Origin of the sequence: Paraburkholderia terrae (assembly GCF_002902925.1) — a bacterium.
Taxonomy (GTDB): Bacteria; Pseudomonadota; Gammaproteobacteria; order Burkholderiales; family Burkholderiaceae; genus Paraburkholderia; species Paraburkholderia terrae.
Window position 1 is genome coordinate 43,760 of the sequence record NZ_CP026112.1, and the last position, 24,899, is coordinate 68,658.

Sequence of the window (24,899 nt, forward strand, 5' to 3'; positions counted from 1 at the left end):
TCGAGACTGCGCCTATACTCGGACCGATGAACGAGTCCGCTCTCGACGGCGTGTTCCGCGCGCTGTCCGACCCCACCCGGCGCGCGATGCTTGCGCAACTCGCCACTGGCGAACGCAGCATCGGCGAACTGGCTGCGCCGTTCGCGATGTCGTTCGCGGCGGCGTCGAAGCACGTCAAGGTGCTCGAAGGTGCGGGGCTGATCCAGCGCCGGGTGCAAGGGCGCTCGCATATCTGCCGGATCGACCCGGCTCCGCTCGCCGCCGCCGACGCGTGGCTGCGTTTCTACGAACACTTCTGGAGCAGCCGGCTCGACGCGCTCGAAGGCCTGCTGCGCAATTCCAAGGGGGATACACGATGAACCAGAACGAACCACTCGGCGTTTTCGACGACACGCAGGTCGTGCGCTTCGAACGTCTGCTGCCTGGCCCGATCGAGCGCGTGTGGGCGTATCTGACCGAGTCCGACAAACGCAGCCAGTGGCTGGCATCCGGCGCGATGCCGCCGCAGCCCGGCGGCGACTTCATGATGCGTTTCGATCACTCGCTGTTGTCGGCGTCGCCTGAGGTTCCGCCCGAGCCGTATCGGCAATACGCGGGCGGGCATGATTCGCTGCACCGGCTGTTGCGCTTCGAGCCGCCGCATGTGCTCGCGTTCACATGGGGCAGCATTCAGGACAATCTGTCGGAAGTGACCTTCGAGCTATCGGAGGCGGGCGATCAGGTGAAGCTCGTGCTAACGCATCGCAACCTGTCCGGACGCGACGAGCAACTCGATGTCGGCCCGGGCTGGCACAGCCATCTCGACGTGCTGCGCGAGCGACTGAACGGCACCGCGCCCGCGTCGTTCTGGACGATGTTCGAGAGAATCAAGGCGCGCTACGACGCGCTCTGAGGTTCGCGGGGCACGCCCGCACGCGCGTTTCCGTCATCGTGTACGATCGCAACCCATCGCGTACACGTTGACGGAGACCAACAGTGTTTCGTTCGATCCTCACTCGCCTTGCATTACTGACGGCTTTCGCATTCGCGCAGACCTTGCCTGCTGCGCACGCCGCCGACGCTTCCACCGATCCCACCGAACATGCCGCCGACTTCATCGCGCATGACTTCCATTTCTCCGACGGCACGATCTTTCCCGACCTACGCATCCACTACGTGACGCTCGGTACGCCGCAGCGCGACGCGCACGGCGAGATCACGAATGCCGTGCTGTTGCTGCATGGCACGACGGGTACGGGCAAGGCGTTTCTCACACCGCTGATGCGCAAGGAACTGTTCGCCGCCGGCGAGCCGCTCGACACGCAACGCTACTTCATCGTGATTCCCGACGGCCTCGGGCGCGGCGGTTCGTCCAAACCGAGCGACGGCTTGCGCACGAAGTTTCCGCACTACGGATATGGCGACGTCGTCGAAGCGAATCACCGGCTGCTGGTCGAAGGGCTGAAGGTACGGCATCTGAAGCTCGTGCTCGGCACGTCGATGGGCGGCATGCAGACGTGGATATGGGGCGAGCGCTATCCGGGCATGGCCGACGCGCTGATGCCCATCGCCAGCCAGCCGATTGCGATGGCGGGCCGCAACTGGCTGTGGCGGCAGATGATCGTCGGCGCGATCCGCAGCGATCCGGGTTGGCAGGACGGCAGCTACACCACGCCGCCGACGCAATGGACGCGCGTGATGCCCGTCTTCACGCTGATCACGGGCAACGCGGCACGCATGCAGGAGCAGGCACCCGACCGTGCGGCAGCGACGCGCATGACGGAATCGATCGTCGCGGATGCGGCGAAGACCGATCCCAACGACGTGCTGTACTGGTTCGAGTCGTCATGGGACTACAACCCGGAGCCCGATCTCGGCGCGATTCGCGGCCGCCTGTTCGCCGTCAATTTCGCCGACGATCTGATCAATGCCACCGATCTGAACGTGATGCAGCGGCTGATCGGCAAGGTGCCGCAAGGGCGCTATGTCGAGATGCCGGAGACGGCGCAATCGTACGGACACCAGACGCTCGCGCACCCCGAAGTGTGGAAGCCTTATCTGATCCAGCTGATGAACGGCGGCTGAAGCCCGCGCGGGAGGCCGGCTGCGTCTCCCGCGCGGCGAGTGAGATAATCCACATTCGCCCCAAAATGCAGAGCTGGAGAACAAAGTGAGCCGCATCGACAACCCCACACGCGACCAGGAAGCCGGCGTCGCCGATTCCACCCAGGACATCACGCGCATCGACGACACGCGCATCGGCGCGGTGCGTCCGCTGATCTCGCCGGCGCTGCTGCTCGACGAACTGCCGTGTCCGCCCGGCGTGCAGACGCTGGTTGAACAGAGCCGCGTCGAAATCGCCGATATCCTGCATGATCGTGACGACCGGCTGGTCGTCGTCGTCGGTCCGTGCTCGATTCACGACCACGATCAGGCGATGGAATACGCGCACAAGCTGAAAGTCGCCGCCGATTCGTTGCGCGATGATCTGATGATCGTCATGCGTGTGTACTTCGAGAAGCCGCGTACGACGGTTGGCTGGAAGGGCTATATCAACGATCCGCGTCTGGACGGTAGCTTCCGGATCAACGAAGGGCTGCGTCGGGCGCGCGAACTGCTGCTCGAGATCAGCGGGCTTGGTCTGCCGACGGGCACTGAGTTTCTTGATCTGCTGAGCCCGCAGTACATTGCCGATCTGATCGCCTGGGGCGCGATTGGCGCGCGTACGACTGAAAGTCAGAGCCATCGGCAGCTAGCTTCTGGCCTGTCGTGCCCGATCGGGTTCAAGAACGGCACTGATGGCGGCGTGCAGATTGCCGCTGATGCGATTGTCGCTGCGGCCGCGAGCCATGCGTTCATGGGTATGACCAAGATGGGCATGGCTGCGATCTTCGAGACGCGTGGCAACGATGACGCGCATGTGATCTTGCGTGGCGGCAAGAAGGGGCCGAATTATGACGCGGCGGGTGTCGAGGAGGCTTGTGCAGCGCTGCGTAAGTTGGGATTGCGGGAGCAGGTGATGGTCGATTGCTCGCATGCTAATTCCAACAAGTCGCATGAGCGGCAGATTGAAGTCGCTCAGGATCTGGCTAACCAGTTGACGGGCGGGGATAAGCGGATCGTTGGGGTGATGATCGAGAGCCATCTCGAAGCAGGCCGGCAGGATCTCAAGCCGGGTGTGCCGCTTGCTCGTGGGGTGTCGATTACTGATGCTTGTATCGGGTGGGCTCAGACTGAGCCTGTGCTGCATACGCTTGCGCAAGCGGTTCGCGCGCGGCGGCAGGCTGTTGCTGGGAAGTGACGGTAGGGCGTCGGCAGGTTTCTTTCACTACGTGGGTGAGGCGCTGCGTTTTGTTTTGCGCATGGAGGCTTATGACTAACGCGAATCAATACTCGAAGGTCGCGCCGAGCCGCGCGGATGTTGATGCGATGGCCGGTGTGACTGTCGTCGAATTCGGCACCGACTGGTGCGGGTATTGTCAGGGTGCGCAGCCTGTGATCGGGAAGGCCCTTGGCCAGCATCCGGGGACTCGGCATCTTAAGATCGAGGATGGGCCGGGAAGGCCGCTCGGGCGTTCGTTCAAGGTTAAGCTTTGGCCAACGCTGATCTTTGTGCGTGATGGCGTTGAAGTGGCGCGGGTGGTGCGGCCCACCGATGCCGCGCAGATTGAGGAGGCTTTTGCCACTGTGGCGTGATTAGCGGTGTTTCTGCTTTTGCGCTGGCATCCGCGTTTTGTTAGCTTGCTTCAAGCGTCGCCCCTGTGCGGGGCGGCACCTACTTTTCTTTGCCGCCGCAAAGAAAAGTAGGCAAAAGAAAGCGGCTAACACCGCTAATTCTTGTTCTTGCCCACGGGCCCCCTACGGCCCCGTCCTTCGTGCGGCAACATCTCAGTTCATGCCCGTTGCCAACGCTTTGAACAGATGCCTCACCCGCTTCAGACACCCGCACAAGCGCCGGCGGCAGCGAATGGTTTGTGCCGCCCAGGTGGCAAACTGTGTGTAGGTCGGCGGGATTTCTATGCCGCCGCTTTAGCCCTTCGGGTCGCCGAACAGGCTGTTCAGATCTTTCGTGTCTTCCGACAGGTTGTATTCCTTCTGTACCGCCTTGAGCGCTTCGTCCACGGTGCGGTCGAAGCCAATTGCATTGCCGAAATTTTTCATCGTCCAGTTGCAGCCGCTTGCGTCGGGTTCCTGCATCTGCGGACGCGGCACGCGGATCTTTACGCCGTCCTCGACGACCTCCGGCGCGCGCTCGATGCGCCGTCTCACCTCGTCCTGTAGCTGCGATGCGGTGCGTGTCTTGCGTAGCATGAGCGTCTCCTGCACTGTTGGCTAAAGTCGCTGGACAGTCTAGCGCAACGCTTCACACAAACCGCTTGCGATCGTGCGGCGCACTGAAATCCTGCACCGGGCCGAGCGGTACGATGCCCGTCGGGTTCACCGAGCCGTGGCTCTCGTAGTAATGGCGCTTGATATGCTCGAAGTTCACCGTGCCGGCTACGCCCGGGTGCTGGTAAATGTCGCGCGTATAAGCCGACAGATTCGGATAGTCCGCGATGCGCCGCAGATTGCACTTGAAGTGGCCGAAGTACACGGCGTCGAAACGGATCAGCGTCGTGAAGAGCCGGATGTCCGCTTCCGTTAGCCGGTTGCCCGTCAGGAATCGCTGCGTCGACAGTTTCTGTTCGAGCCAGTCCAGCGTCTCGAATAGCGGCGCGACGGCCTCTTCGTACGCCGACTGCGTGGTCGCGAAGCCCGACTTGTAGACGCCGTTGTTCACCGTGTCGTAGACGCGCGCGTTGATCGCGTCGATCTCGGCGCGCAGCGGCGGTGGGTAGAAGTCGCCCGGCTCAGCGCCGAGTTCGTCGAACGCCGAGTTCAGCATGCGGATGATTTCCGACGACTCGTTGCTGACGATCGTCCGTTGATGCTTGTCCCACAGAATCGGCACGGTCACGCGGCCTGTGTAGTGCTTGTCCGCGGCGACGTAGACGTCGCGCAGGTACTTCGCGTGATTCAGCGTGTCGGGCACGACGCCCGGGCCGTCGGCGAAGGTCCAGCCGTCGCCGAGCATCAGCCAATGCACGACCGAGACACTGATCATGTCTTCGAGGCCCTTCAGCGCACGCACGATCAGCGTGCGATGCGCCCACGGACACGCCAGGCTCACATACAGGTGATAACGTCCCGCTTCCGCTTCGAAGCCGTCGTTGCCGCTCGGGCCGGCTTCGCCGTCGGGTGTGACCCAGTTGCGGAAGATGGCGTCCGTACGCACGAAGCGGCCGCCCGTCGACGCCGTGTCGTACCATTTGTCCTGCCATTGACCGTCGACTAACAATCCCATTTCGCTGCTCCTTCTATCCCGCGTTCCCAGCCCGCGCGATATGCGCTGCGCCGCTGCGATGCCAGCCGCGCGGCAAGACATCGCCAGAAGACCCTATGATGGACCGCCATTCGGGTTTTGCCGTACGATTTTCCCGTTGATCTCATTCGACAGGTTCGCACATGTTGACGGATGAAGAGCTTGCGCTGCTCGAAGCGATTCGTGAAAGCGGCAGCTTGTCGCGCGCCGCGGCGCGGCTCGGCAAGGCTCCGTCGACGGTGTCGCACGCGGCGCGCCAGCTCGAAACGCGTTTCGATGCGCTGCTGTTCGACCGCCGCCGCTATCGGCTGCAACTGACGCCCGCCGGCCAGCTGCTCGCCGAAGAGGCCGCGCGCCTGATGCAGGACGTGTCGCGCATGACACAACGCGTGCGGCAGATCGCGAGCGGCTGGGAAGACCGGCTGTGGATCGTCACCGACGAACTCATGGAGTTCGAGACCTTCATGCCCGTCGTCCATGCGTTCGATGCGCTGCAATCGGGCGTCAAGCTGCGTCTGACGACGGAAGTGCTCAGCGGCACGTGGGAAGCGCTGCGCGATGGTCGCGCCGACGTGATCGTCGGCGCGACCAATGAGCCGCCCGCCATTCCCGGCTTGCGCTGGTTCGAGCTGGGCGTGGTCGACTGGGTGTTCGCCGTGTCGCCGCGGCATGCGCTCGCGAGCATCAAGGAGCCGCTCAGACGCGAGCAGATCGCGAAGCAGCGCGGCATCGTCGTCGCGGATTCATCGCGTGCGAGCGGCCGCGCGTATGGCCTGCTCGGCGGGCAGACTTCGCTCGCGGTGCCCAGCATGCGTGCGAAAATCCTTGCGCAGCGCGATGGGCTCGGCGTCGGCTGGTTGCCGCGCCAACGCGTCGCGTCGCTGCTTAAGCGCGGCGAACTCGTCGAGAAGGAAACCGCCGATCCGCGCGAACCGAATGTGCTGTACGTCGCGTGGCGCGGCGATCAGGAAGGCCGGGCGCTGAAATGGTGGCTCGACCAGCTGCGCGAACCGCGCTTTGCGAAACGTCTGGTGCAGGGAATCGATCAGTTCGCGTGAAGGGCGCCTTGTTTGTCCGGCCAGTCCGATGCACTCTCGGCGGCCGCGCGAAACAAACGGAAATACGACGGAAACCCGCGACTCGCACGTTGAAGGAATAAAGCGACCGGATGGGGCGTTCTGTTGATATGACGATTGCAGTGCGCCGCTTGCACGATGAAGACCCGCCGGCTTGCACATCGCTTTCGCCGTCCCTACCGACTTCCAACCAGAACGGCTCATGAACACATCGACAACTTCCCGCACGGCCTCGCGCGACGGCATCGAGACGCTTTCCACGCCGGCGCACGCGTCCCGCTACACACGCACCGCGATGATCCTGCATTGGCTGATTGCCGTGCTCATCATCGTGAACGTGGTGCTGGGCCTTTCCGCCGATTCGCTGCCGGACGACTGGGTGCGCCCCGTCATCGACACGCACAAGTCGATCGGCATCACGGTGCTCGGCCTCGCGCTGCTGCGCCTGCTGTGGCGCGCGTCGCACCGGCCGCCGCCGTTGCCGCGCGAATTTCCGTCGTGGGAACGGATGGCCGCGCATGTCGCGCACTTCCTGCTGTACTTCGTGATGATCGCGCTGCCGCTGTCGGGCTGGATGCACGACTCCGCATGGAAGGCGGCTGCAACGCATCCGATGCAACTGTTCGGCGTGATCCCGTTTCCGCGCATCGGCTTCATCATGAATCTCGATCCCGCCGTGAAAGAGCCGCTGCACGACAGATTCGGCGCGCTGCACACGTACCTCGGCTATGCGCTGTACGCGTTGCTGGCGATGCATATCGGCGGCGCGCTCAAGCATGAGCTGTTCGACCGTCATTCCGTCATCAAGCGGATGGTGCCGTGATGGATATCGATGTCATCGAAGACGCGACGCTGACGAACCACAGCCTGTCCGACGAGCCCACGGTGGTAGGGGGCGAGCGTCCAAGGCCGTCGCTGCGCGAAGCGCTCGCCGCCGCGTCGCCGCGCATCAACCCGCGCAAGGGCACCTGGCAGAGCGCCGTGATTCACGGCAGCGTGACCGCCTTGTGGCTGCTGCTGTTCGCGCGCGCGTTCTTTCTGCATGGCGCGCTCGCATGGTCGACGGGGATCGCTTACGTGCTGTACGACACGCTGCTGCTCGCGTTCGTCACCATCAAGACCTGGCCGCTGATCCGCCGCTCGTTGCCTGCGCACCGGTCGAAAGATGGCGGGAAACTACCCTCCCTGGGTGTCATCGTCGCTGCGCACAACGAGGCAGGCGTGCTGCCCGTGACGCTCGCGGCGCTGCTGCGGCAGATGCACGGCCCGGCGCAGATCGTGATCGCCGACGACGGCTCGACGGACGGCACGCGCGATCTGCTGACCAGCCGTTTCGGTCTGACGGAGCCCGCGTTGGGCGTGCTGAGCGCGCCGAGCAGCCGCTATCCGAATCTGCACTGGCTGCGCGTGCCGCATGGCGGCAAGGCGCTGGCGCTGAACGCCGCGATCGACGTGATGACGACGGACACCGTGATGACCGTCGACGCAGACACCTTGCTCGCCGACGACGCCACGTTCGCCATGCGAGCGGCCTTCGCGCAGTCGCCGAAGCTGGTCGCGGCGACGGGCATTCTCGTGCCCGTCTGCAACCGCACGGCGAGCGGGCGCGTGTTCCAGTGGTTCCAGACTTACGAATACATGCGTAACTTCATCGCGCGCTTCGCATGGATGCGGGCCGACAGCCTGCTGCTGGTGTCGGGCGCATTTGCGTCGTTCCGGCGCGACGCGCTCGTGGCCGTCGGCGGCTTCGATTCGCAATGCCTCGTCGAAGATTACGAACTGATTCACCGGCTGCGGCGCTACTCCGTCGATCACGACCTCGGCTGGGACGTGCGTGTGGTCGGCGACGCGCACGCGCAAACGGAGGCGCCCGCAACGCTTGGTGCGTTCCTGCGCCAGCGCCGCCGCTGGTTCGCGGGCTTCCTGCAAACGCAGTACTGGAACCGCGACATGACGGGCAACGCGCGATACGGCACGCTCGGCCGGCTGATGCTGCCCGTGAAGGCGTTCGACACGATGCAGCCCGTCTACGGCCTGACCGCGTTCGCGTTGCTGCTCGGCTTCGTGGTCGGCGGACATGGGTTGATCGTCGTGTCGATCTTCAGCGTGATCGGCCTGAAGACGGCGATCGACCTCGCGTTCTATCTGTGGAGTATCCATCTGTACCGCCGCTGGACGGGGCTGACGAGCGGCACGAGCCTGCCGATGGCTGTCGTTGCCGCGATTGCCGAGCCGTTCACGTTCCAGTTGCTGCGGCATACGGGCGCGGTGCTCGGCTGGCTGCAATTTCTACGTGGTGGCAAGACGTGGGGCAAGCAGCATCGCTCGGGTCTCGTGGGCGCGACGCAAAGTGCGCGTTGAGCGTCGTTGCCGCGCATATCGGCGACGTATGAGGTTGTTGCGGGTTTCTTGAGCGTTGCGGCTGCAACAAAATGGAAGGGCGGTGCTTCGGCACCGCCCTTTGTTTTTGGCGCAGCGGCGGGCGTCGACACTCGTCCGGTAATGCCTACCGGCGCGCCTACCTGCGGTGAGTCCTCATGATTCTCGGGTGCGACTTCTAGTAGACTGACCGGACATCGGTTTCTAACTATCAAACTCGCTCGGTCCCGGCGACCGGCCGACCGTTGTGCCAGGAGGCCTCATTCATGCACGTAGTCGCTCCGTTGGACAGCAAATCCGTCGATAACCCTCCAAAGGCTGCCGTGCGCGATCTGCGCCGTGTCGATATTCATCCCAATCACTGGTATCCGCTCGCATGGTCGCGTGAAGTGAAGCGCGGTAAAACGCATGCCGTACGCTTTGCCGGCGAGCCGATCGTGCTGGCGCGCACCGAATCGGGCAAGGTGATCGCGCTGGAAGATCGTTGCGCGCATCGGCAAGTGCCGTTGAGCGGTGGCGTGGTCGACGGCGAGGCTATCCGCTGTGGTTATCACGGCTGGACCTACGATTGCTCGGGCAAATGCATCGACGTGCCGTATCTCGGCCGTGAGCGTCTGCCGAATGGTGTGCGCGCGTATCCGTGCCGCGAAGCCGAAGGGCTGATCTTCGTGTTTCCGGGCGACGCCGCGCTCGCCGAGACGATGCCGCTGCCGCCGCTCGGCTCCGTGGCCGACAAGGCGTACAAGACGCGGCGCTTCGGCCGCGAAGTGGCATGCCACTACTCGTTCATGCACGAAAACCTGATGGACATGAACCATCAGTTCCTGCACCGCAAGCAGATGGGCAAGATGCGCGCGCGTTCGCTGGGCCGGCGGCGCGGCGACGACTGGGTCGAAGTGGACTACACGTTCGCGCGCGAAGCGGGTCAGCAGCCGATCGGCGAAGCACTCGTGTTCGGGCAGAGCCGCAAGAGCGAAAGGGCCGACCACAAGGACGTGATGACGATCCGCACGCAGTATCCGTTTCAGACGCTGCGGATTCGCACGTCCGACGGAACGATCGTGATGGACCTGTGGATCTGCTACGTGCCGCTCGACCGCGAGCAACGCACCAATCGCACGTTCGGCCTGCTGTCTATCAAGCGGCCCAAGATCGGCGCACTGCTCGACGTCGCGTGGCCGCTGCTGGTGTGGTTCACCGAGCGCATCTTCAAGGAGGACCGCTGGATCGTCGAACTCGAGCAGGCAGCGCACGACGCGCAAGGCGCCGACTGGAATCACGAAGTCTTCCCGGTGATCAACGACTTGCGCGATCTGTTGCGCGAATGCGGCGCGCCCGCGGCGCGGCGGGTGATTCCGATCGAGCCTTCTGCCGAGTCCGTTGCCGTCTGACTTTGCGGCGTTTCGTTCCTAACGGCCGCATCAAGCTACCATTGCTCGGACGTTAGGCGTTCGAACGTTCGGCCCCTCTCATTCGCCGCGATTCTCTGTCCGTGCTGCGCGCACGGCAGGCGCGCGATGCTTCGACAATGCGTTATGCTTGATTCATCCGCCCGGCTTCGGGCGGACGCGGTGCATTGTTCGAAGGAGGCTGTCTCATGTCCGAGGATGGCGACGCAACTCCGCCGATCGCGGATCTGCAAATCGTATCGACGCGCGTGTTCGATTTTCCGCGCGATCTCGTGTTCAAAGCCTGGACGGAGCCGGTGCATCTCGCGCACTGGTGGGGGCCGAAGGGCTTCACGAATTCCTTCCACGAATTCGATCTGCGTCCGGGCGGCAACTGGCGCTTCGCGATGCACGGGCCGGATGGCGTCGACTACAAGAATCACAGCGTATTCGTCGAGATCGTCGCGCCCGAACGTATCGTGTTCGATCATGTGTCGGGGCCGCACTATCGCGTCACGGCTACCTTCGATGCGCTGAGCGACGAACAGACGCGCATCACGTTTCGCATGGTCTTCGAGACGCCTGCCGTGTGCGCGCAGGCGAAGACATTTGCCGTCAAGGCCAACGAAGAGAACTTCGACCGTCTGCAGAAAGAGTTGAAGCGGATGGTTTGAGCGGGCGTCACGGTTCTCGTGGCGCTATCCCGTCAGTTCAGTCAATTCAATAGGCAACGGCCTCACGTTCCGAAGAACGTGAGGCCGTTGTGGTCGCCTCGCGGGCCCGAGCGCTTACGGCGGGTCGATCGTACGCATCAACCCGCCGCGCTTCGTGTGTGATTAGAAGCGGTGACGCAGACCAACGGATGCGACGCCCTGGCGGTGCGTCGACGAAACGCCCGTCGCGCTGCCGTTGTCGATCACTGCGTTGATCGTCGAGCCAGCCGGCGCGCTCGTTTCCTGATACGTGCCTTGCACGTACACGTCCGTGCGCTTCGACAGCGAGTAGTCGCCCTTCAGGCCGACCTGGTTCGCGTGGAAGTGCGCATCTTCAGCCGCGCCGTTCGAGTACGTGTAGGCAATGCCCAGACCCAGCGCAGGCGTCAGGTTGTACGTGGCGTTGGCTTCGTAGTTGTTGGTGTGAACGGAACCCGTGCCGCCCGTCACGTTGTCGAGGCGGGCTTGCGTCCATACGATGCCGAACAGCGCCGGGCCAAACGCGTAGGTTGCGCCCGCGCCGAACTGGCGCTGGCGGAACGACACGCCCGTCAGACCGATATTGTTCAGATCGAGGTTGTTGTAAGCGCCGCCCGATGTGGCATTCGGGTTGTTCTGCTGCGCGTAGCCCGCGCCAACGCGCAGGCCTGCGTTTTCATAGCCCGCGCCGACGCTGTACGCGCGGTTGTTCGCGAATTGCGAGCTGTTCGAGAACGAATAGGTGCCGCCGAACGAGAAGCCCGAGTAGTTGGCGCTCGCGAACTTGATCGAGTTGCTGGCTGCGTCCTGGCTGTTCTTGTCGAGGTGATCGAGGTTGCCGTAATGGGCGAAGTTCGCGCCGCCCCAGCTGCCCGTTGCGGACAGCGGCGACACGAAGTCCTGCATTGCGTCGTACTGACGGCCGAGCGTGACCGTGCCAGCTTGGCTCGACAGGCCGACGAACGCCTGACGCGAGAACATCTTGCCTTGCGACGCCTGTGCGCCGTTGTTCGTGTCGAAGCCTTCTTCCAACGTGAAGACGGTCTTCAGGCCGCCGCCGAGGTCTTCGACGCCGCGCAGGCCGAAGCGGTTTTCATCCGTCGAGCCGCTGCCGACTGCCCACTGGTGGCCCCCATTGACGTTGCTCGTGTAGGAGATCGACGTGTCCAGCGTGCCGTACAGCGTGACGCTGCTTTGTGCGTGTGCGACCGAGGCGAACGAGGCAGCCACTGCCGTCGCGATCAGAATCTTCTTCATCTGTGCTTCCTTCAGTTCATGGGGCAATACGAGGCTTGAATACAAACGGACAAGCTATGCATGCCACGTCCTGTACGAAGCAAGACCACTTAACTTGCCCGGTTTGGGGAAGCGCAAGTATAGAAAGGGACCCTAACTATCAATTGATATCTAAAACGGAAATGGTCCATTTCCAGAAGAGAAAGGAAAGCCATAGAAGATTGATTTGATTTGTCTTTTAACCGGACTGGTTTTAGATCTTTTTATTGGTATAAATTTTATTGTTGTGATACGACAACGAAGATTGGTGGTGATTTATTTGAGATAAGTCATATCTAAAAGTTGGAGGCGACGTATCCGGTGAAAGCAGCAGTACCGGCTCGATATAGTTCAGCAGAGTCCATGAAATACAGAGATAAGACGTCATGGGTGATTTCGTCAGAGTGTGTCATAAATCAAAACTGTCAGTGAACTTTTTTGAGTGGTTACGATCGTCGCTGTAATGGAATTAATCCGAATCTGCCAACTATGGATTGAATATTATTCAGACTCTAGACGTGCAACAAAGAAAATACTGATCCCAATCAAAGACAAATATTTGCAATTTATCCATTCAAACAGGCAGTGACATTTTTTGACAAAAATTAAGGCGGCGATTGAGATTCAAACGCCGCCTTTTCAAAGCTTTTAAACAATCGACGTTACTTGCCCAGCTCGTGACCGATGATCCCACCCGCGACGGCGCCGCCCACCGTGCCCACGGTGCTATGTGTTGTCTCATGGCCGACATAGCCACCCGCTGCCGCGCCGCCGACGGTGCATCCGCTCACGAACGGCACCAGAGCCGCTGCTGCGATTGCGACGCGGACGATATAGCGCTTCAACATGTCATGCTCCTGCCTGATTGAAGATGTACCTTCCTCAGCAAGCGTTGTGCCATTTCCCTCAGTGGAATGTCCATTCGCGCAGCAGACCTTTCCGCCCGCGTTGCCACTTTGCTAGACTGCCTTCGCCAGCAGAATCAACCTTTGCTGCCATTGTCGCTGCGCCACCCGTCTCACGAAGTACGGCACCCCCGAACGCAGCGGCCCGACAACCGGAACACGGAGTCACCATGTCTTACATGCTGCTCATCGTCGAACCTACCGAACAACGCGAGGAACGCGGCGAAGTCGCGGGCCGCGCCGTCTACGACCGCATGCTCAAATACCGCGCCGGGTTGCAGTCACGCGGCCAACTGATCGCCGCCGAATCGCTGTCGCCTGCCAAAAAGGGTGTGCGCCTCGAAAAGCGCGACGGACAGACCCGCCTGATCGACGGGCCGTTTGCCGAAGCGAAGGAAATGGTCGGCGGCTTCTTCCTGTTGAACGTCGACACCTACGAAGAAGCGCTCGCGCTCGCCGAAGAATGCCCCGCCGCCGAGTGGTGCATGATCGAAATCCGCAAGGTCGCGCCGTGCTACGAGTACTGACGGCGCCTGCCGGTTGAACCGTCCCGCGCAGCCGCAAGGGTTTTCCCTGGCGATGCCGGTTGTCGATCTGACTGCGCGCCGCTCGTCGTGGAAATAAGAAGCCGCCACGGGGCGTCCTTCATCCACGAGGAGAGACGGCGATGCGATTCATGATCATGGTGAAGGCCACGGCCGACAGCGAAGCCGGCAAGATGCCGGACGAAGCACTGTTGGCGTCGATGGCGACGTATCACGAAGCCTTGCAGAAGGCGGGCGTGCTGCTCGACGCATCTGGCCTGCAGCCCAGCGCGAAAGGCTGGCGTGTGTACTATGCGGGCGGCAAGCGCACCGTCACGGAAGGACCGTTTGCGGAAACGAAAGCGCTGATCGCCGGCTACACCGTCATCCAGGTGCGATCGCGCGAAGAAGCGATGGAATGGGCGCGACGCTTTCCCGCGCCGTTCGGCGAACAGGCCGACGGCGAAATCGAAGTGCGCCAGATGTTCGACCTCGACGACTTCGAGCCGAGTCAGTCGACGGAACGCTTTCGCAAGATCGAAGGCGCGAACCACTGACCTTGCATCTGTCACCTGCCAGCTTCCGAGGAACGATCATGCACAAGCAAATCTATGTGAACCTCGCCGTGAACAGCGTGGAGAAATCGAAGGCGTTCTTCTCGCAACTCGGCTTCACGTTCGAACCGAAATTCACCAATGAGCAGGCGGCTTGCATGGTGATCGGCGAAAACATCTACGCGATGCTGCTCGCGAAGGACTTTTTCCAGACCTTCACGAACAGGACGCTGTGCAATCCGAAGGAGAGCACGGAAGCGCTGATCTGCCTTTCGTGCGACAGCCGCACGCAAGTCGACGATCTGGCCGAGAAGGCGCTCGCCGCAGGCGGCGCGTTGTCGCGCCCGGCGCAGGACCACGGCTTCATGTACGAGCGCAGCATCGAGGATATCGACGGGCATATCTGGGAACTCGTGTACATGGACCCGAACGCCGCCATGCCAGCGGCCGACGCGTCTTGAGGCCGGCCGTGACGACGGCTGCGACCCATCGTGCCATCGAGGCAGTCTGGCGGATCGAATCCGCGAAGGTCATCGCCCACGTCGCACGGATCGTGCGCGATGTCGGCGTGGCCGAAGAACTCGCGCAGGACGCGCTGGTGGCCGCGCTCGAAACCTGGCCCGACGCGGGCGTGCCCGATAATCCTGGAGCATGGCTGATGGCGACCGCGAAAAACCGCGCGCTCGACCGCTGGCGCCAGGATGCGCTGCACGCGCGCAAGCACGAGGAACTCGGCGCCGACATGGACGCGCGCGAGGCGCATATCGTGCCCGATTTCGTCGATGCGCTCGACGCCGCGCGCGCCGACGACATCGGCGACGATCTGCTGCGGCTGGTGTTCACCGCCTGTCATCCCGTGCTGTCGAAGGACGCGCGCGTGGCGCTCACGTTGCGCCTGCTCGGCGGCCTGACGACGGATGAAATCGCGCGCGCGTTTCTCGTGCCCGAGCCGACCATCGCGCAGCGGATCGTACGCGCCAAGAAGACGCTGTCGGCGGCGAAGGTGCCGTTCGAAGTGCCGCAGGCGAACGATCGCGCGGTGCGGCTCGCTTCCGTGCTCGAAGTGATTTATCTGATCTTCAACGAAGGCTATTCGGCGACGGCGGGCGACGACTGGATGCGCCCGACGCTGTGCGAGGAAGCGCTGCGCCTGGGTCGCGTGCTCGCGGGCCTGATGCCCGACGAAAGCGAAGTGCATGGCCTGGTCGCGCTGATGGAGATCCAGGCGTCGCGCACGCATGCGCGCGTCGATGCGCAAGGACGGCCCGTGCTGCTGCTCGATCAGGACCGCAGCCGTTGGGACCCGCTGCTGATCCGCCGCGGGCTGACTGCGCTCGCGCGCTCGGAAGCGCTCGGCGGGATGAGCGGTCAGTACACGCTGCAGGCCGCACTCGCCGCGTGTCATGCGCGTGCCCGTACGGCGGCGGAAACGGATTGGGCGCAGATCGTCGCGCTCTACGATGCGCTCGCAGAGGTCGCGCCGTCGCCCGTGGTCGATCTGAACCGGGCGGTTGCCGTCGGCATGGCATATGGGCCGATGGCCGCGCTCGAACTCGTCGACGCGCTCGCCGACGAGCCATCGCTGAAAAACTATCACTGGCTGCCGAGCGTGCGCGGCGATCTGCTCGCGAAGCTCGCTCGCAACGACGAAGCGCGCGCGGAATTCGAGCGCGCCGCATCGATGACGCGCAATGCGCGCGAACGCGAAATGCTGCTCGAGCGCGCGCGCGAAATGGGCGGCGGGCACGGACGCATGCAGTAGGCGTTCGCGGTTTGCCTTAGCTCGTCACGTGAGTGAGCAGCGAGCGCACGAACGGAATCGCATGCTCGCCCGCGACCATGCCGAGCAGGCCGAGCAGCGCGACGATGGGCGGCGCGGGCGATTTCACATCGACGATGTTATAGAGCAGTCCGACGACGACACCCGCCGCCAGCGACACGATATACGGCTTCATACGAGTCTCCGGTTGTAGTGATCGGGTGTTGTCACATCGTGATGACGACGCGTCCGCGCGTGCCGCCTGCGACGGCCGCGTAGGCGTCGCGTGCCTGTTCGAGCGGAAAGGTCTGCGCAATCGACGGCGCTTGCAACGCGCCGCTGTCGAACACGCTGGCGAGTTCCGTCATCAGACGCGCCGAATCCGCGACGCCGAGCTTGGCGCTGTCCGCGCCGAACAGCTGCGTCTCGTTGTGATAGAAGTCGATCAGGTCGAACTCGACGCGCCGCTTGCCCGTCGCGCTGATCTCGACCACCCGGCCGCGCCACTTCGCGAGCTTCAGCGCCGTTTCGAACGCGACGCCTCCAACGGCGTCGTACACGACATCCGCGCCGCCGAGTTCCTTCACGCGCTCGGCGGCGTGCTCGTCGAAGGGTACGTAGTGGTCGAGCAGACGGCCCGCGGGCGAGTCCGCGTCAGGCTCATGGCGATCGACGGCGATCACCTTGCAGCCACGCGACTTCGCGATCTGCACGACCGCACCGCCGACGCCGCCGCTCGCGCCGATCACGGCCACCGTTTCGCCCGCGACGAGCTGTGCATAATCGACGACGCCGAGCCACGCGACCACGAAGTTCACGCCGATCGCCGACGCCTCTTCGTGCGTGAGCGTGCGCGGCTTGCGCGACAGCGCGCCGACGGGAATCTTGATGAACTGCGCGTGCGTGCCGTCGCGGGTGAAGCCGATGTCGCCGCCCGTGCCCCATACTTCTGCGCCAATCCATTCGGCGGGGCCTTCCGTCACGACGCCGCTGAAGTCGCGGCCGGGGATGCGCGGCAGCGTCGTGTGGCCGAAATGGCCCGAGAGGTTTTTCACGTCGCTCGGATTCACCGAGGCTGCTTTTACCTGCACGATCGCGCTGTCGGCGTCGGCGGTGGGTGTCGGCAGGTCGACGAGGTCGAGGACTTCGGGACCGCCAAAAGAGTTGAACTGGATCGCTTTCATTGCCGCTCCTGCGGAAACTGTCGGATTCGATGGGGTTTCGCTTGCTGCTTCACGATGGGTGAATCAGCGTATGAAGGCAGTCTAAGTGACCGGCGCGGCGCTGTTCAGACAAGTGCTTTCGAATATCGGACAGCGGGCGGCGCTGGTTCGGAACGATCAACCGGTTCGGGGAAACGCGTGATGCGTGAGAAGACAACAGACCTGGTGGGCGTGGACGGCTGCAAGGGCGGCTGGTACGCCGTCAGGCAGCACGCCCGGACGGGCGCGATCGAGACACGAATCTGCGCGACGTTCGCCGGGTTGCTTGCGTGGGCGCCCGCGCCCGCCATCGTGGCCGTCGATATGCCGATCGGTCTGTCATCGACGGGCTATCGCGCGTGCGATGCCGAAGCGAGGCAGCGTCTGAAGTGGCCGCGCAGCGCGTCGGTGTTTCAGACGCCTGTGCGTCAGACGCTTGGTGCCAGGGAGTATCGAACGGCGTGCGATCTGAACCGCGAAGCAACGGGCAAGGGAATCTCGCAACAGGCCTTCAACATTCTCGGCAAGATCGCCGAAGTCGACACGTCGTTGCGCGCCAGCAGGAGCGATGCTTCGCGTGTGTTCGAGGTGCATCCGGAGCTTGCCTTCATGCAGCTTCAGATCGAGCAAGGCGGCGAGGCGGCCGGGCTCAAGGAGGGCAAAACGTCAGAAGCGGGACACGCAAAAAGAAAAGCCTTGCTTGACCCAGTCTTCGGCGCCGTTCTAAAGACCGCGCTTGACGAACGTGTTGCCCGGCACGCGCAGAAAGACGACGTGCTCGATGCTTTTGCGGTGTTATGGAGCGCACGCCGCATCGCGTCGGGCAGCGCCGTCATGCTGCCCGACGATGAACCGCGCGACGGCGCGCTTCTGCCGATGGTGATCCGCTACTGAGCGAACGTTGCGGCCCGCGCCGTTCCGCAACGTTTCAGCAACTCGCGCCTAAAGAATCACTCCGCGCCGCGCACGATGCGCAGATCGCGCTCGACGCCATTTCCCAGCGCGGCCAGCGCCTTCTTGTACGCCTCGCTGTCGTAGGCCGCGACGGCCTGCTCGTAGGTCGGGAATTCGATCACGACGGTGCGGTCCTTCAAGCCTTGTTCACGCACTTCCTCGGCGAGACCGCGAACGAGAAACTTGCCGCCCGCGGCTGTGACGGCCGGCAACGCCAGTTGTGCATATGCGGCCAGCGCCGCTGGATCGTTCGTCTTGCGGTAGAGAGTGACCCAGTATCCCTTGCTCATTTCACGTTTCCTCACGTTTAAGGTTTGGCCATGGCGACGCCAGCCGATCCATCCATCTGTCCGTCCGCGCCGCCAACGCCCACGATTCTCGCTCAAGCGCAGCGAGCGCGCTTGCGCGTGTCGCGACGCCCGACAGCCTCAGGACTTTAATTCAGCCGACGCGGCGAGCGTCGCGTGTGGATCGAAGTCGGTCGGCGGCGCGCCGAGTTCGCGGCGGAACATGTCGCTGAAACTGCTCGGCAGATAGCCGAGTTCTCGCGCGATGGTGCTGACCGCGCGTCCTTCGGCGAGCCCCGATACGGCGACGGCCAGCTGCACCTGCCTGCGCCACTCCGCGAAGCCGATACCCAGCGCCCGCGTGAAGAGCCGCGCGAGCGTGCGTACGCTCGCGCCCACCGAAGCCGCATGCTGCTCGAAGCTGATCGCATTCGACGGATTGTCGATCACCGCGCGGCACAGCGCGTCGAGCCGCCGGTCCGAAGCATCAGGCAGTGGAATGCGCAGCGACGAGCGCGGCGCCTGTTCGAGTTCGAGCATGGCGAGCCGGTACGCTGTGCTCAGATAGTCTTCGTCGCGCGTCTGCGCCTCTTCATGTTCGGCGATCGACGCAATCAGTTCGCGCAGAAGGCCGTTGATCTCGAACACGTCGCTGCGCGCGCTCAGATGGCCGATGCTGCGTTCGTGGAAATACAGATTGCGCATCTCGACGTCGCTCATCATGTGGATCGAGTGCTCGGTGCCTGCGGGTAGCCATACGGCGCGCTGCGGCGGGACGACGAGCGCCTCGTGCCCGGCTTCGACCCACATCACACCCGACACGGCATACAGCACCTGCGCCCACGTGTGGGAATGCGGATCGATGCGCAGCCCACGCGGATAGTGCCGCGCGAGTGAATGGCCTTTGTCCGCGTCATGCAGGGCGGGTGGAGTTGCTTGTGTCATCGCTCAGTGCGCGTCCTTGCGAGGCTTGCGGTCCTTGTCGTCATCGCTTTCGCTCTGGTCGATGAACGGCGAGTCGGTGTCGGTGCCGCCCGAGCGCAGTGCGCTGCGCGCTTCTTCTGCGAGTTGCTCGTAGCGCTGGCGAAAGCGCCCGAGATCCTTTTCGTTCAATTCCTCGAGATCGAGCAGCGCGTTGTGCGCGCCGTCGAGCGCGCGGATCAGTTCGTCGAGCTTGATCTGCATCGCGGCCGTGTCGCGGTTTTGCGTGTTCTGGATCAAAAAGACCATCAGAAAGGTGACGATCGTCGTCGATGTGTTGATCACCAGTTGCCAGGTGTCGCTGAAATGGAACATCGGCCCGCTGATGGCCCACACGACGACGAGCCCCACGGCAATCACGAACGTCGCAGGCTTGCCGGCCATCGTGGAGAGACCCGTCGAGAACTTCGAGAACCAGTTGCTGTTTGTCACTGGGCGCTCCTGTCGTGTGAAGTCCAGCCTTGACGATACCCATTCCCCCGCGCGTGCGCCACCGCACCCGTTGGGCCTCGCGGCCGCGAAAAATCCTGCGACGGATTTTCGCCGCTTGCGCGTTTAACCCTAAAACCTGCCGATTTCAAACCGGCAACCGTTCCAAGGGATAGCGCAATGAACATGCAAAAACCGGTCCGCATGCTTGCAGCAGGCGTGGCCGCGCTGAGCGCCTCAGCGGCGTTCGCGCAGGCGGTGATCGTCGCGCCGATGGCGCCGCCCGCCGCGCGCGTCGAAGCCGTGCCGCCGCCGCGCGCGGGCTACGCGTGGGATTCCGGCCACTGGCGCTGGGCGGACGGCCGCTATGTGTGGGTGGCGGGGCACTGGCAGACCATGCGTCCGGGCTATCGCTGGGTGCCTGGGCATTGGGTCGCGCATGGCCCGAACTGGCGCTGGGTGCCCGCGCACTGGGTGCGCTGAGCGTGGCGACGGGAGACTGAAAGATGAAGAAGCTGTTGTTACTGGTGTTGCTTACCGCGACGCTCGCGGGTTGCGTGGTGGTGCCGGCGCACCCTTACTACTACCGGCCGGCCGTCGTCGTATATTGAACTGCCTTGAACAGAGGTTGACAGAGCGCATCGCGGAGTTCGCGGTGTTCCTGTGAAGGTGAAGTCACTCGATCAGAACAACAGGGAGCGACAGCAGTGACGACAGCACATCTCGTCGCGACACATGCCGCGCGTGACACGCGGCACGCGTGGAATATGCGGCATACCCGGAGCCGCGCGCGTTGAGCGAACGCGATCCGGACGCGGAACTGGTGGCGGGCGTCGGCAGGCAGGAGCCGGCCGCCGTCCGCACGCTTGTCGCGCGCAAGTTGCCGCGTCTGCTGGCGCTCGCCACGCGGATGCTGGGAGACCGTATGGAAGCGGAAGACGTCGCGCAGGAAGCGTTCATGCGCATCTGGAAGCAGGCGCCGCGCTGGCGCGAAGGCGAGGCGCGTTTCGATACGTGGCTGCATCGCGTCGCGCTGAATCTCTGCTATGACCGTTTGCGCGCGCATCGCGAGGAACCCGCCGACGAACTGCCCGACGCCGTCGATCCCGCCGCCACGCCCGATGCGCAACTCGAAGCGCAGTCGCGCGAGGCACGCGTGCGCGCGGCGCTCGCCGCGTTGCCGGCGCGCCAGCGTGAGGCGCTCGTGCTCAACTATTACCAGGAACTGTCGAACATCGAGGCGGCCGCACTGATGGGGATTACCGTCGATGCGCTCGAAAGCCTGCTGGCCCGCGCGCGGCGCAATCTGCGCGCGCAGCTGGCGGGCGACGATCTTGCCGGAACGAGGACCAGCCGATGACTCCAGAGAGATTTCGCGCAATCGTCGATGCGTATGGTGCCGATGCGCGCCATTGGCCCGAAGCGGAGCGCGCGGCCGCGAGCGCGTGGGCCGCGCAGCATCGCAGCGAGGCGGACGCTTTGCTTGCACAGGCCGCGCAACTCGACGCATGGCTCACGAGCGATGCCGCCGCGACCGATATGGCGCCGGATGCAGCGCTCATCGAAAGCGTGATTGCTTCGGCGCCCGGTAACCGACAACCGCGACGAGCGCGCCGGCCGCGCCGGCTGTCGTTGGCCTGGCCGGGCGGCGGCTCGGGGCGCGCGGGCTGGTGGTGGTCAGGCGCGGCGTTCGCGGGCGTTGGTTTGATCGGCGGATTGGCGGGCGCATTCGCGGTGTCGTTCTTCCTTGTGACGGGCAACCCGTCGCCGGGACCGGAATCTTCCTATCTGACAACTGGATTTGGCGGCACGGCCGCAGACTGGAGTGACGAATGAGCGGACGCGCCTGGAAATTTCTGTTGGTCGGCTCGCTGGTGCTCAACGTGTTTCTGATTGGCGGCGTCGCGGGCGGCGCGTATCAGTGGTTCGTCGCGCATGGCGGCGCGACGGCCGCCACTCAACCACAGCCGCGCGCGCTGCGTTTCGCGGCGGAAGGGCTGTCGGCGGAGCGCCAGCAGCAGTTCGTCGATGCCTTGAAGGACGCGCGCCGCGAAGCGCGCGCGTACGCGCGTGACGGGCGTGAGGATCGGCGCGAGGTGCTGCGGCTGCTAGCCGCGCCGCAACTGGACCGCGCGGCGCTCGACGTGGCGCTGAACCGCACGCGCGAAGCCGATATCGCGCTGCGCTCGCGGGTCGAGCAAAGCGTCGCCGATTTCGCCGCGACCTTGTCGCCCGATGAACGCGTGAAGTTCGCGGAAGGCTTGCGCGAGCGCGGCCAATGGCGGCTCGCGCAGGCGCAGCAGCGCTTGCAGAAACCGGGCAATCAGCCCGCGAGCGACTGATCGAGCGCGACTGAAAAAAGCAGCGACGGAAAAGTGCCACTCACTCCGTTTAATGCACATCGAACCACGCACGACAGGCGAGACAGGAGCGAGCATGGCCAATTCACCTGCAACTCCGGCGCCGCCGTTGAGCACAGCCGCGATCGCGCTGAACCGCTTCGGCCTCGGCGCACGCGCCGACGAAGCGCCGCCGGCGAATCCGAAGAACTGGCTGCTCGCGCAGTTCGACGCCTATCAGCCGATGCCCGCGGCATGGGCGGCGCAACCGACGTCGCTGGCCATTGCCGCAGATCTGGCCGATGAACGCCAGCAGGCGATGGCGAACACGGCAACGAACGCAACAAACGCCACCGCGAGTGGCGCGAATGCAGCCAGCGCGCCGAACCTCGCCAGCAACGCGGATGACGCGCGCAAAGCCGCCCGTCAGGCCGCGAACAAGGCGCAGCGCATGGAAACGCGCGACACATACCGCGCAGCAGTGAACGCGCGCGTCGCGAGCGCGCTGACGACGCCCGCGCCGTTCGTCGAGCGGCTCGTGCATTTCTGGTCGAATCACTTCGCAGTCTCCATCGACAAAGGCCGCGTCGCGCCGTTCGCCGGCGCGTTCGAAGCGGAGGCGATCCGCCCGCACGTGCTCGGGCGCTTCGAAGACATGCTGGTGGCCGTCGAGCGTCATCCCGCGATGCAGCTTTTTCTCGACCAGACGCGCTCGGTCGGACCCGACAGCGTCGCCGCGTTGCGTGCCGCGCAGCGCAATCCGAACCGCAAGCCCGGACTCAATGAAAACCTGGCGCGCGAGATCATGGAACTGCATACGCTTGGCGTGCGCAGCGGCTACACGCAGGACGACGTCACCGAGTTCGCGCGCGCCATGACGGGCTGGAGCATTGCGGCCGCGCAAGGTCCGCAGGCGAACAACGCAAGCAATGCGAACACCGCGCCGCCGGGCGCTTTCATGTTCCGCCCGCAATTGCACGAGCCGGGGACGCGGACCATCATGGGCCGCCGCTACGACCAGCCGGGCGAAGGGCAGACGCTCGCGGTGCTGCACGATCTGTCGAGCGCGCCTGCCACTGCGACGCATATCGCGACCAAGCTCGCGCGCCACTTCGTCGCGGACAATCCGCCGCCCGACGTGGTGGACCAGCTGGCAACAGCCTTCATGCGAAGCCGCGGCGATCTGCCCACGGTTTATCGCGCGCTGATCGACAGTGACGCCGCGTGGTCGCCCGTAGCCGTCAAGTTCAAGTCGCCTTGGGAATGGACGGTTTCGTCGATGCGCGGCCTCGGCATGCACAACCTGAACGACGGCGCGAACACCGTGCAGATGGCGCCCGTGCTGACGCAACTCGGCCAGCAGGTGTGGCGTCCGGGCTCGCCGGCCGGCTATGACGATATCGCCGCGAGTTGGGCCGCGCCCGATGCGCTCGTGCGGCGTGTCGAGATCGCGCAGCGTTTCGGGGCACGCGTCGGTGACCGGCTCGATGCGCGCTCGCTCGGGCAGACGCTGACGGCAGGTTCGCTGAGCGAGCCGACGCAGCTTGCCGTGTCGCGCGCGGAAAGCGCATCGACGGCGCTCGCGCTGCTGCTCGTCTCGCCCGATTTCCAACGGAGATGACCATGCTCACTCGCCGCAGTTTCGTGCGCATTGCAGCCGCTGGCGCGGGCGCGATGCTCGTCGCGCCGCAGATCGTGTTCGCGCGCGCTGCGACCGACCGCCGCTTCGTGTTCGTGATCCAGCGCGGCGCGGCCGATGGGCTGAACATCGTCGTGCCGTATGCGGACCCGGCGTATGCGACGCTGCGAGGCGCGCTGGCCGTCGATACGTCGGCTTCGACGAAGCTCGACGGCACGTTCGCGCTGCATCCGTCGCTCGTGCAGATCGGGCAGATGTACGGGCGGCGCGAGGCGCTGTTCGTGCATGCCGTCGCGTCGCCGTATCGGGACCGCTCGCATTTCGACGGACAGAACGTGCTGGAGACGGGCGGATCGTCCGCGTATCAGGTGAAGGACGGCTGGCTCAATCGGCTCGTCGGCATGATGCCGGGCGCAGCGTCGACGACGCACGAGAACGCGATCGCGTTCGCGCCGACCGTGCCGATGGCGTTGCGCGGCGCGTCGAACGTCGCGTCGTATGCGCCTTCCGGGCTGCCGCAGGCGCCCGACGATCTGCTCACACGCGTCTCGCAACTCTACGAACAGGACGCGCAGTTGCGTCCGCTGTGGGAATCGGCGATGGCGGCGCGCGGTCTCGCGGGCGATGCGGGCGCGCGCCAGGACCCGGCGAGTCTCGGCAAGCTGGCGGCCGGGTTTTTGTCGCGCGAAGACGGGCCGCGTATCGCGATGATCGAAACGGGCGGCTGGGACACACACAGCGCGCAGATGCCGCGCCTCGCCGCGCAACTCAAGGCGCTCGACACGATGCTCGCTGCATTACGCGACGGACTCGGACCGGCGTGGAGCAAGACGACGGTGCTGGTCGCCACTGAATTCGGCCGGACTGCTGCGGCGAATGGGACGGGCGGCACGGACCACGGCACGGCATCCGTGGCGATGGTGATCGGCGGCGCGGTGGCGGGCGGGCGCGTCGTCGCCGACTGGCCGGGCTTGCGGCAAGGCGATCTGTACCAGGCGCGCGACCTGAAGCCGACGGCGTCGCTCGATTCGTTGATTACGGGCGTCGCGAGCGAAAGCCTCGGGCTCGATCCGCACCGGACTTCGCGCACGCTGTTCGCGCAAGCGGGCAGCGTGCAGCCGATGACGGGCCTGATTCGCGTGTAGGCCGCTCGAGCCGGTTTAACAATCAAGCCA

General features: G+C 64.2%; 30 protein-coding genes. 21 read left to right on the top strand and 9 right to left on the bottom strand.

Features of this window, described 5'->3' with window-relative positions; all coding sequences use genetic code 11:
- The first annotated feature begins 26 nt into the window (after positions 1 to 26).
- From C2L65_RS16340 to C2L65_RS16360, 5 genes are all read left to right on the top strand, one after another.
- A complete protein-coding gene (locus C2L65_RS16340; protein WP_042304366.1) occupies positions 27 to 359 on the top strand; it encodes an ArsR/SmtB family transcription factor in 333 nt (110 codons plus the stop codon).
- A complete protein-coding gene (locus tag C2L65_RS16345) occupies positions 356 to 892 on the top strand; it encodes an SRPBCC family protein (RefSeq protein ID WP_042304365.1) in 537 nt (178 codons plus the stop codon). Before C2L65_RS16340 ends, C2L65_RS16345 begins: the two co-directional genes overlap by 4 nt.
- 83 nt (positions 893 to 975) lie before the next feature.
- Positions 976 to 2,064: an alpha/beta fold hydrolase gene (locus tag C2L65_RS16350; protein WP_052426764.1), complete on the top strand. Its 1,089-nt coding sequence runs from the start codon at positions 976 to 978 to the stop codon at positions 2,062 to 2,064.
- An 85-nt stretch (positions 2,065 to 2,149) separates the two neighbouring features.
- On the top strand, positions 2,150 to 3,280 hold the full coding sequence (locus C2L65_RS16355) for a 3-deoxy-7-phosphoheptulonate synthase (protein WP_042304364.1): 1,131 nt from the start codon (positions 2,150 to 2,152) through the stop codon (positions 3,278 to 3,280).
- Positions 3,281 to 3,351: 71 nt separating this feature from the next.
- Positions 3,352 to 3,675, top strand: coding sequence for a thioredoxin family protein (locus tag C2L65_RS16360; protein ID WP_042304363.1), 324 nt, complete (start codon positions 3,352 to 3,354; stop codon positions 3,673 to 3,675).
- Positions 3,676 to 4,008: 333 nt separating this feature from the next.
- Here the strand turns inward: C2L65_RS16360 and C2L65_RS16365 are convergent, their stop codons facing one another.
- Together C2L65_RS16365 and C2L65_RS16370 are read right to left on the bottom strand one after the other, a co-directional pair.
- The gene (locus tag C2L65_RS16365; RefSeq protein ID WP_007582973.1) at positions 4,009 to 4,290 is read right to left on the bottom strand and encodes a hypothetical protein; all 282 of its coding nucleotides are present in this window, start codon (positions 4,288 to 4,290) and stop codon (positions 4,009 to 4,011) included.
- A gap of 52 nt (positions 4,291 to 4,342) precedes the next feature.
- Positions 4,343 to 5,323 carry a glutathione S-transferase family protein gene (locus tag C2L65_RS16370; RefSeq protein ID WP_042304362.1) on the bottom strand — a complete coding sequence of 327 codons (981 nt, stop codon included), beginning with the start codon at positions 5,321 to 5,323 and terminating at the stop codon, positions 4,343 to 4,345.
- A 161-nt stretch (positions 5,324 to 5,484) separates the two neighbouring features.
- On the opposite strand from C2L65_RS16370, the gene C2L65_RS16375 reads away from it, so the two are divergent.
- The 5 genes from C2L65_RS16375 to C2L65_RS16395 all read left to right on the top strand — a co-directional run bounded on the left by C2L65_RS16375 (position 5,485) and on the right by C2L65_RS16395 (position 10,858).
- Positions 5,485 to 6,399, top strand: a complete 915-nt coding sequence (locus C2L65_RS16375; RefSeq protein ID WP_042304361.1) for a LysR family transcriptional regulator — start codon at positions 5,485 to 5,487, stop codon at positions 6,397 to 6,399.
- A gap of 220 nt (positions 6,400 to 6,619) precedes the next feature.
- Positions 6,620 to 7,240, top strand: coding sequence for a cytochrome b (locus C2L65_RS16380; RefSeq protein WP_042304360.1), 621 nt, complete (start codon positions 6,620 to 6,622; stop codon positions 7,238 to 7,240).
- The gene (locus tag C2L65_RS16385; protein ID WP_042304359.1) at positions 7,240 to 8,778 is read left to right on the top strand and encodes a glycosyltransferase family 2 protein; all 1,539 of its coding nucleotides are present in this window, start codon (positions 7,240 to 7,242) and stop codon (positions 8,776 to 8,778) included. The genes C2L65_RS16380 and C2L65_RS16385 overlap by 1 nt, the downstream gene beginning before the upstream one ends.
- A 284-nt stretch (positions 8,779 to 9,062) precedes the next feature.
- Positions 9,063 to 10,187 (top strand): aromatic ring-hydroxylating oxygenase subunit alpha, encoded by a 1,125-nt coding sequence (locus C2L65_RS16390; RefSeq protein WP_042304503.1) that lies wholly within the window; start codon positions 9,063 to 9,065, stop codon positions 10,185 to 10,187.
- Positions 10,188 to 10,393: 206 nt separating this feature from the next.
- Positions 10,394 to 10,858: an SRPBCC family protein gene (locus C2L65_RS16395; RefSeq protein WP_042304358.1), complete on the top strand. Its 465-nt coding sequence runs from the start codon at positions 10,394 to 10,396 to the stop codon at positions 10,856 to 10,858.
- A gap of 162 nt (positions 10,859 to 11,020) precedes the next feature.
- Here the strand turns inward: C2L65_RS16395 and C2L65_RS16400 are convergent, their stop codons facing one another.
- A complete protein-coding gene (locus C2L65_RS16400) occupies positions 11,021 to 12,133 on the bottom strand; it encodes a porin (protein WP_042304502.1) in 1,113 nt (370 codons plus the stop codon).
- 680 nt (positions 12,134 to 12,813) lie between these two features.
- On the bottom strand, positions 12,814 to 12,999 hold the full coding sequence (locus C2L65_RS16405; protein WP_042304357.1) for a glycine zipper 2TM domain-containing protein: 186 nt from the start codon (positions 12,997 to 12,999) through the stop codon (positions 12,814 to 12,816).
- Between the two features lie 227 nt (positions 13,000 to 13,226).
- Here C2L65_RS16405 and C2L65_RS16410 point away from each other — a divergent pair, with 227 nt between their 5' ends.
- The 4 genes from C2L65_RS16410 to C2L65_RS16425 all read left to right on the top strand — a co-directional run bounded on the left by C2L65_RS16410 (position 13,227) and on the right by C2L65_RS16425 (position 15,896).
- A complete protein-coding gene (locus tag C2L65_RS16410; protein WP_042304356.1) occupies positions 13,227 to 13,583 on the top strand; it encodes a YciI family protein in 357 nt (118 codons plus the stop codon).
- Positions 13,584 to 13,723: 140 nt separating this feature from the next.
- Complete coding sequence (locus tag C2L65_RS16415; RefSeq protein WP_042304355.1) at positions 13,724 to 14,137, top strand: YciI family protein; 414 nt, start codon at positions 13,724 to 13,726, stop codon at positions 14,135 to 14,137.
- Between the two features lie 38 nt (positions 14,138 to 14,175).
- On the top strand, positions 14,176 to 14,595 hold the full coding sequence (locus C2L65_RS16420; protein ID WP_042304354.1) for a VOC family protein: 420 nt from the start codon (positions 14,176 to 14,178) through the stop codon (positions 14,593 to 14,595).
- Positions 14,596 to 14,603: 8 nt separating this feature from the next.
- Positions 14,604 to 15,896, top strand: coding sequence for an RNA polymerase sigma factor (locus C2L65_RS16425; RefSeq protein ID WP_042304353.1), 1,293 nt, complete (start codon positions 14,604 to 14,606; stop codon positions 15,894 to 15,896).
- A 16-nt stretch (positions 15,897 to 15,912) separates the two neighbouring features.
- Here the strand turns inward: C2L65_RS16425 and C2L65_RS16430 are convergent, their stop codons facing one another.
- Both C2L65_RS16430 and C2L65_RS16435 read right to left on the bottom strand, forming a co-directional pair.
- The gene (locus C2L65_RS16430) at positions 15,913 to 16,089 is read right to left on the bottom strand and encodes a DUF1427 family protein (protein WP_007582992.1); all 177 of its coding nucleotides are present in this window, start codon (positions 16,087 to 16,089) and stop codon (positions 15,913 to 15,915) included.
- A 31-nt stretch (positions 16,090 to 16,120) separates the two neighbouring features.
- Positions 16,121 to 17,077, bottom strand: coding sequence for a quinone oxidoreductase family protein (locus tag C2L65_RS16435; RefSeq protein ID WP_042304352.1), 957 nt, complete (start codon positions 17,075 to 17,077; stop codon positions 16,121 to 16,123).
- 180 nt (positions 17,078 to 17,257) lie between these two features.
- Between C2L65_RS16435 and C2L65_RS16440 the strand changes: the two genes are divergently transcribed.
- Positions 17,258 to 17,989, top strand: a complete 732-nt coding sequence (locus C2L65_RS16440; RefSeq protein ID WP_042304351.1) for a DUF429 domain-containing protein — start codon at positions 17,258 to 17,260, stop codon at positions 17,987 to 17,989.
- A 56-nt stretch (positions 17,990 to 18,045) separates the two neighbouring features.
- Here the strand turns inward: C2L65_RS16440 and C2L65_RS16445 are convergent, their stop codons facing one another.
- The 3 genes from C2L65_RS16445 to C2L65_RS16455 all read right to left on the bottom strand — a co-directional run bounded on the left by C2L65_RS16445 (position 18,046) and on the right by C2L65_RS16455 (position 19,701).
- Positions 18,046 to 18,339 (bottom strand): DUF1330 domain-containing protein, encoded by a 294-nt coding sequence (locus C2L65_RS16445; RefSeq protein WP_042304350.1) that lies wholly within the window; start codon positions 18,337 to 18,339, stop codon positions 18,046 to 18,048.
- A 138-nt stretch (positions 18,340 to 18,477) separates the two neighbouring features.
- Positions 18,478 to 19,281, bottom strand: a complete 804-nt coding sequence (locus C2L65_RS16450) for an AraC family transcriptional regulator (protein WP_042304349.1) — start codon at positions 19,279 to 19,281, stop codon at positions 18,478 to 18,480.
- A 3-nt stretch (positions 19,282 to 19,284) separates the two neighbouring features.
- Positions 19,285 to 19,701, bottom strand: coding sequence for a low affinity iron permease family protein (locus C2L65_RS16455; RefSeq protein WP_427910188.1), 417 nt, complete (start codon positions 19,699 to 19,701; stop codon positions 19,285 to 19,287).
- Positions 19,702 to 19,926: 225 nt separating this feature from the next.
- Here C2L65_RS16455 and C2L65_RS16460 point away from each other — a divergent pair, with 225 nt between their 5' ends.
- The 6 genes from C2L65_RS16460 to C2L65_RS16485 all read left to right on the top strand — a co-directional run bounded on the left by C2L65_RS16460 (position 19,927) and on the right by C2L65_RS16485 (position 24,869).
- Positions 19,927 to 20,229, top strand: coding sequence for a YXWGXW repeat-containing protein (locus C2L65_RS16460; protein WP_042304347.1), 303 nt, complete (start codon positions 19,927 to 19,929; stop codon positions 20,227 to 20,229).
- Between the two features lie 310 nt (positions 20,230 to 20,539).
- The gene (locus C2L65_RS16465; RefSeq protein WP_042304501.1) at positions 20,540 to 21,106 is read left to right on the top strand and encodes an RNA polymerase sigma factor; all 567 of its coding nucleotides are present in this window, start codon (positions 20,540 to 20,542) and stop codon (positions 21,104 to 21,106) included.
- Positions 21,103 to 21,582 (top strand): hypothetical protein, encoded by a 480-nt coding sequence (locus tag C2L65_RS16470; protein WP_042304346.1) that lies wholly within the window; start codon positions 21,103 to 21,105, stop codon positions 21,580 to 21,582. The genes C2L65_RS16465 and C2L65_RS16470 overlap by 4 nt, the downstream gene beginning before the upstream one ends.
- The gene (locus C2L65_RS16475; RefSeq protein ID WP_042304345.1) at positions 21,579 to 22,088 is read left to right on the top strand and encodes a periplasmic heavy metal sensor; all 510 of its coding nucleotides are present in this window, start codon (positions 21,579 to 21,581) and stop codon (positions 22,086 to 22,088) included. The genes C2L65_RS16470 and C2L65_RS16475 overlap by 4 nt, the downstream gene beginning before the upstream one ends.
- Positions 22,089 to 22,182: 94 nt before the next feature.
- The gene (locus C2L65_RS16480) at positions 22,183 to 23,706 is read left to right on the top strand and encodes a DUF1800 domain-containing protein (protein WP_042304344.1); all 1,524 of its coding nucleotides are present in this window, start codon (positions 22,183 to 22,185) and stop codon (positions 23,704 to 23,706) included.
- Between the two features lie 2 nt (positions 23,707 to 23,708).
- Positions 23,709 to 24,869 (top strand): DUF1501 domain-containing protein, encoded by a 1,161-nt coding sequence (locus C2L65_RS16485; RefSeq protein ID WP_042304343.1) that lies wholly within the window; start codon positions 23,709 to 23,711, stop codon positions 24,867 to 24,869.
- Positions 24,870 to 24,899 lie beyond the last annotated feature (30 nt).

Coding starts and splice junctions, on each gene's coding strand:
- C2L65_RS16340 (WP_042304366.1), top strand. CDS start 27: ATGAACGAGTCCGCTCTCGACGGCGTGTTCCGCGCGCTGTCCGACCCC.
- C2L65_RS16345 (WP_042304365.1), top strand. CDS start 356: ATGAACCAGAACGAACCACTCGGCGTTTTCGACGACACGCAGGTCGTG.
- C2L65_RS16360 (WP_042304363.1), top strand. CDS start 3,352: ATGACTAACGCGAATCAATACTCGAAGGTCGCGCCGAGCCGCGCGGAT.
- C2L65_RS16365 (WP_007582973.1), bottom strand. CDS start 4,290: ATGCTACGCAAGACACGCACCGCATCGCAGCTACAGGACGAGGTGAGA.
- C2L65_RS16370 (WP_042304362.1), bottom strand. CDS start 5,323: ATGGGATTGTTAGTCGACGGTCAATGGCAGGACAAATGGTACGACACG.
- C2L65_RS16375 (WP_042304361.1), top strand. CDS start 5,485: ATGTTGACGGATGAAGAGCTTGCGCTGCTCGAAGCGATTCGTGAAAGC.
- C2L65_RS16380 (WP_042304360.1), top strand. CDS start 6,620: ATGAACACATCGACAACTTCCCGCACGGCCTCGCGCGACGGCATCGAG.
- C2L65_RS16385 (WP_042304359.1), top strand. CDS start 7,240: ATGGATATCGATGTCATCGAAGACGCGACGCTGACGAACCACAGCCTG.
- C2L65_RS16390 (WP_042304503.1), top strand. CDS start 9,063: ATGCACGTAGTCGCTCCGTTGGACAGCAAATCCGTCGATAACCCTCCA.
- C2L65_RS16395 (WP_042304358.1), top strand. CDS start 10,394: ATGTCCGAGGATGGCGACGCAACTCCGCCGATCGCGGATCTGCAAATC.
- C2L65_RS16400 (WP_042304502.1), bottom strand. CDS start 12,133: ATGAAGAAGATTCTGATCGCGACGGCAGTGGCTGCCTCGTTCGCCTCG.
- C2L65_RS16405 (WP_042304357.1), bottom strand. CDS start 12,999: ATGTTGAAGCGCTATATCGTCCGCGTCGCAATCGCAGCAGCGGCTCTG.
- C2L65_RS16410 (WP_042304356.1), top strand. CDS start 13,227: ATGTCTTACATGCTGCTCATCGTCGAACCTACCGAACAACGCGAGGAA.
- C2L65_RS16415 (WP_042304355.1), top strand. CDS start 13,724: ATGCGATTCATGATCATGGTGAAGGCCACGGCCGACAGCGAAGCCGGC.
- C2L65_RS16420 (WP_042304354.1), top strand. CDS start 14,176: ATGCACAAGCAAATCTATGTGAACCTCGCCGTGAACAGCGTGGAGAAA.
- C2L65_RS16430 (WP_007582992.1), bottom strand. CDS start 16,089: ATGAAGCCGTATATCGTGTCGCTGGCGGCGGGTGTCGTCGTCGGACTG.
- C2L65_RS16435 (WP_042304352.1), bottom strand. CDS start 17,077: ATGAAAGCGATCCAGTTCAACTCTTTTGGCGGTCCCGAAGTCCTCGAC.
- C2L65_RS16440 (WP_042304351.1), top strand. CDS start 17,258: ATGCGTGAGAAGACAACAGACCTGGTGGGCGTGGACGGCTGCAAGGGC.
- C2L65_RS16445 (WP_042304350.1), bottom strand. CDS start 18,339: ATGAGCAAGGGATACTGGGTCACTCTCTACCGCAAGACGAACGATCCA.
- C2L65_RS16450 (WP_042304349.1), bottom strand. CDS start 19,281: ATGACACAAGCAACTCCACCCGCCCTGCATGACGCGGACAAAGGCCAT.
- C2L65_RS16455 (WP_427910188.1), bottom strand. CDS start 19,701: ATGGCCGGCAAGCCTGCGACGTTCGTGATTGCCGTGGGGCTCGTCGTC.
- C2L65_RS16460 (WP_042304347.1), top strand. CDS start 19,927: ATGAACATGCAAAAACCGGTCCGCATGCTTGCAGCAGGCGTGGCCGCG.
- C2L65_RS16470 (WP_042304346.1), top strand. CDS start 21,103: ATGACTCCAGAGAGATTTCGCGCAATCGTCGATGCGTATGGTGCCGAT.
- C2L65_RS16475 (WP_042304345.1), top strand. CDS start 21,579: ATGAGCGGACGCGCCTGGAAATTTCTGTTGGTCGGCTCGCTGGTGCTC.
- C2L65_RS16480 (WP_042304344.1), top strand. CDS start 22,183: ATGGCCAATTCACCTGCAACTCCGGCGCCGCCGTTGAGCACAGCCGCG.
- C2L65_RS16485 (WP_042304343.1), top strand. CDS start 23,709: ATGCTCACTCGCCGCAGTTTCGTGCGCATTGCAGCCGCTGGCGCGGGC.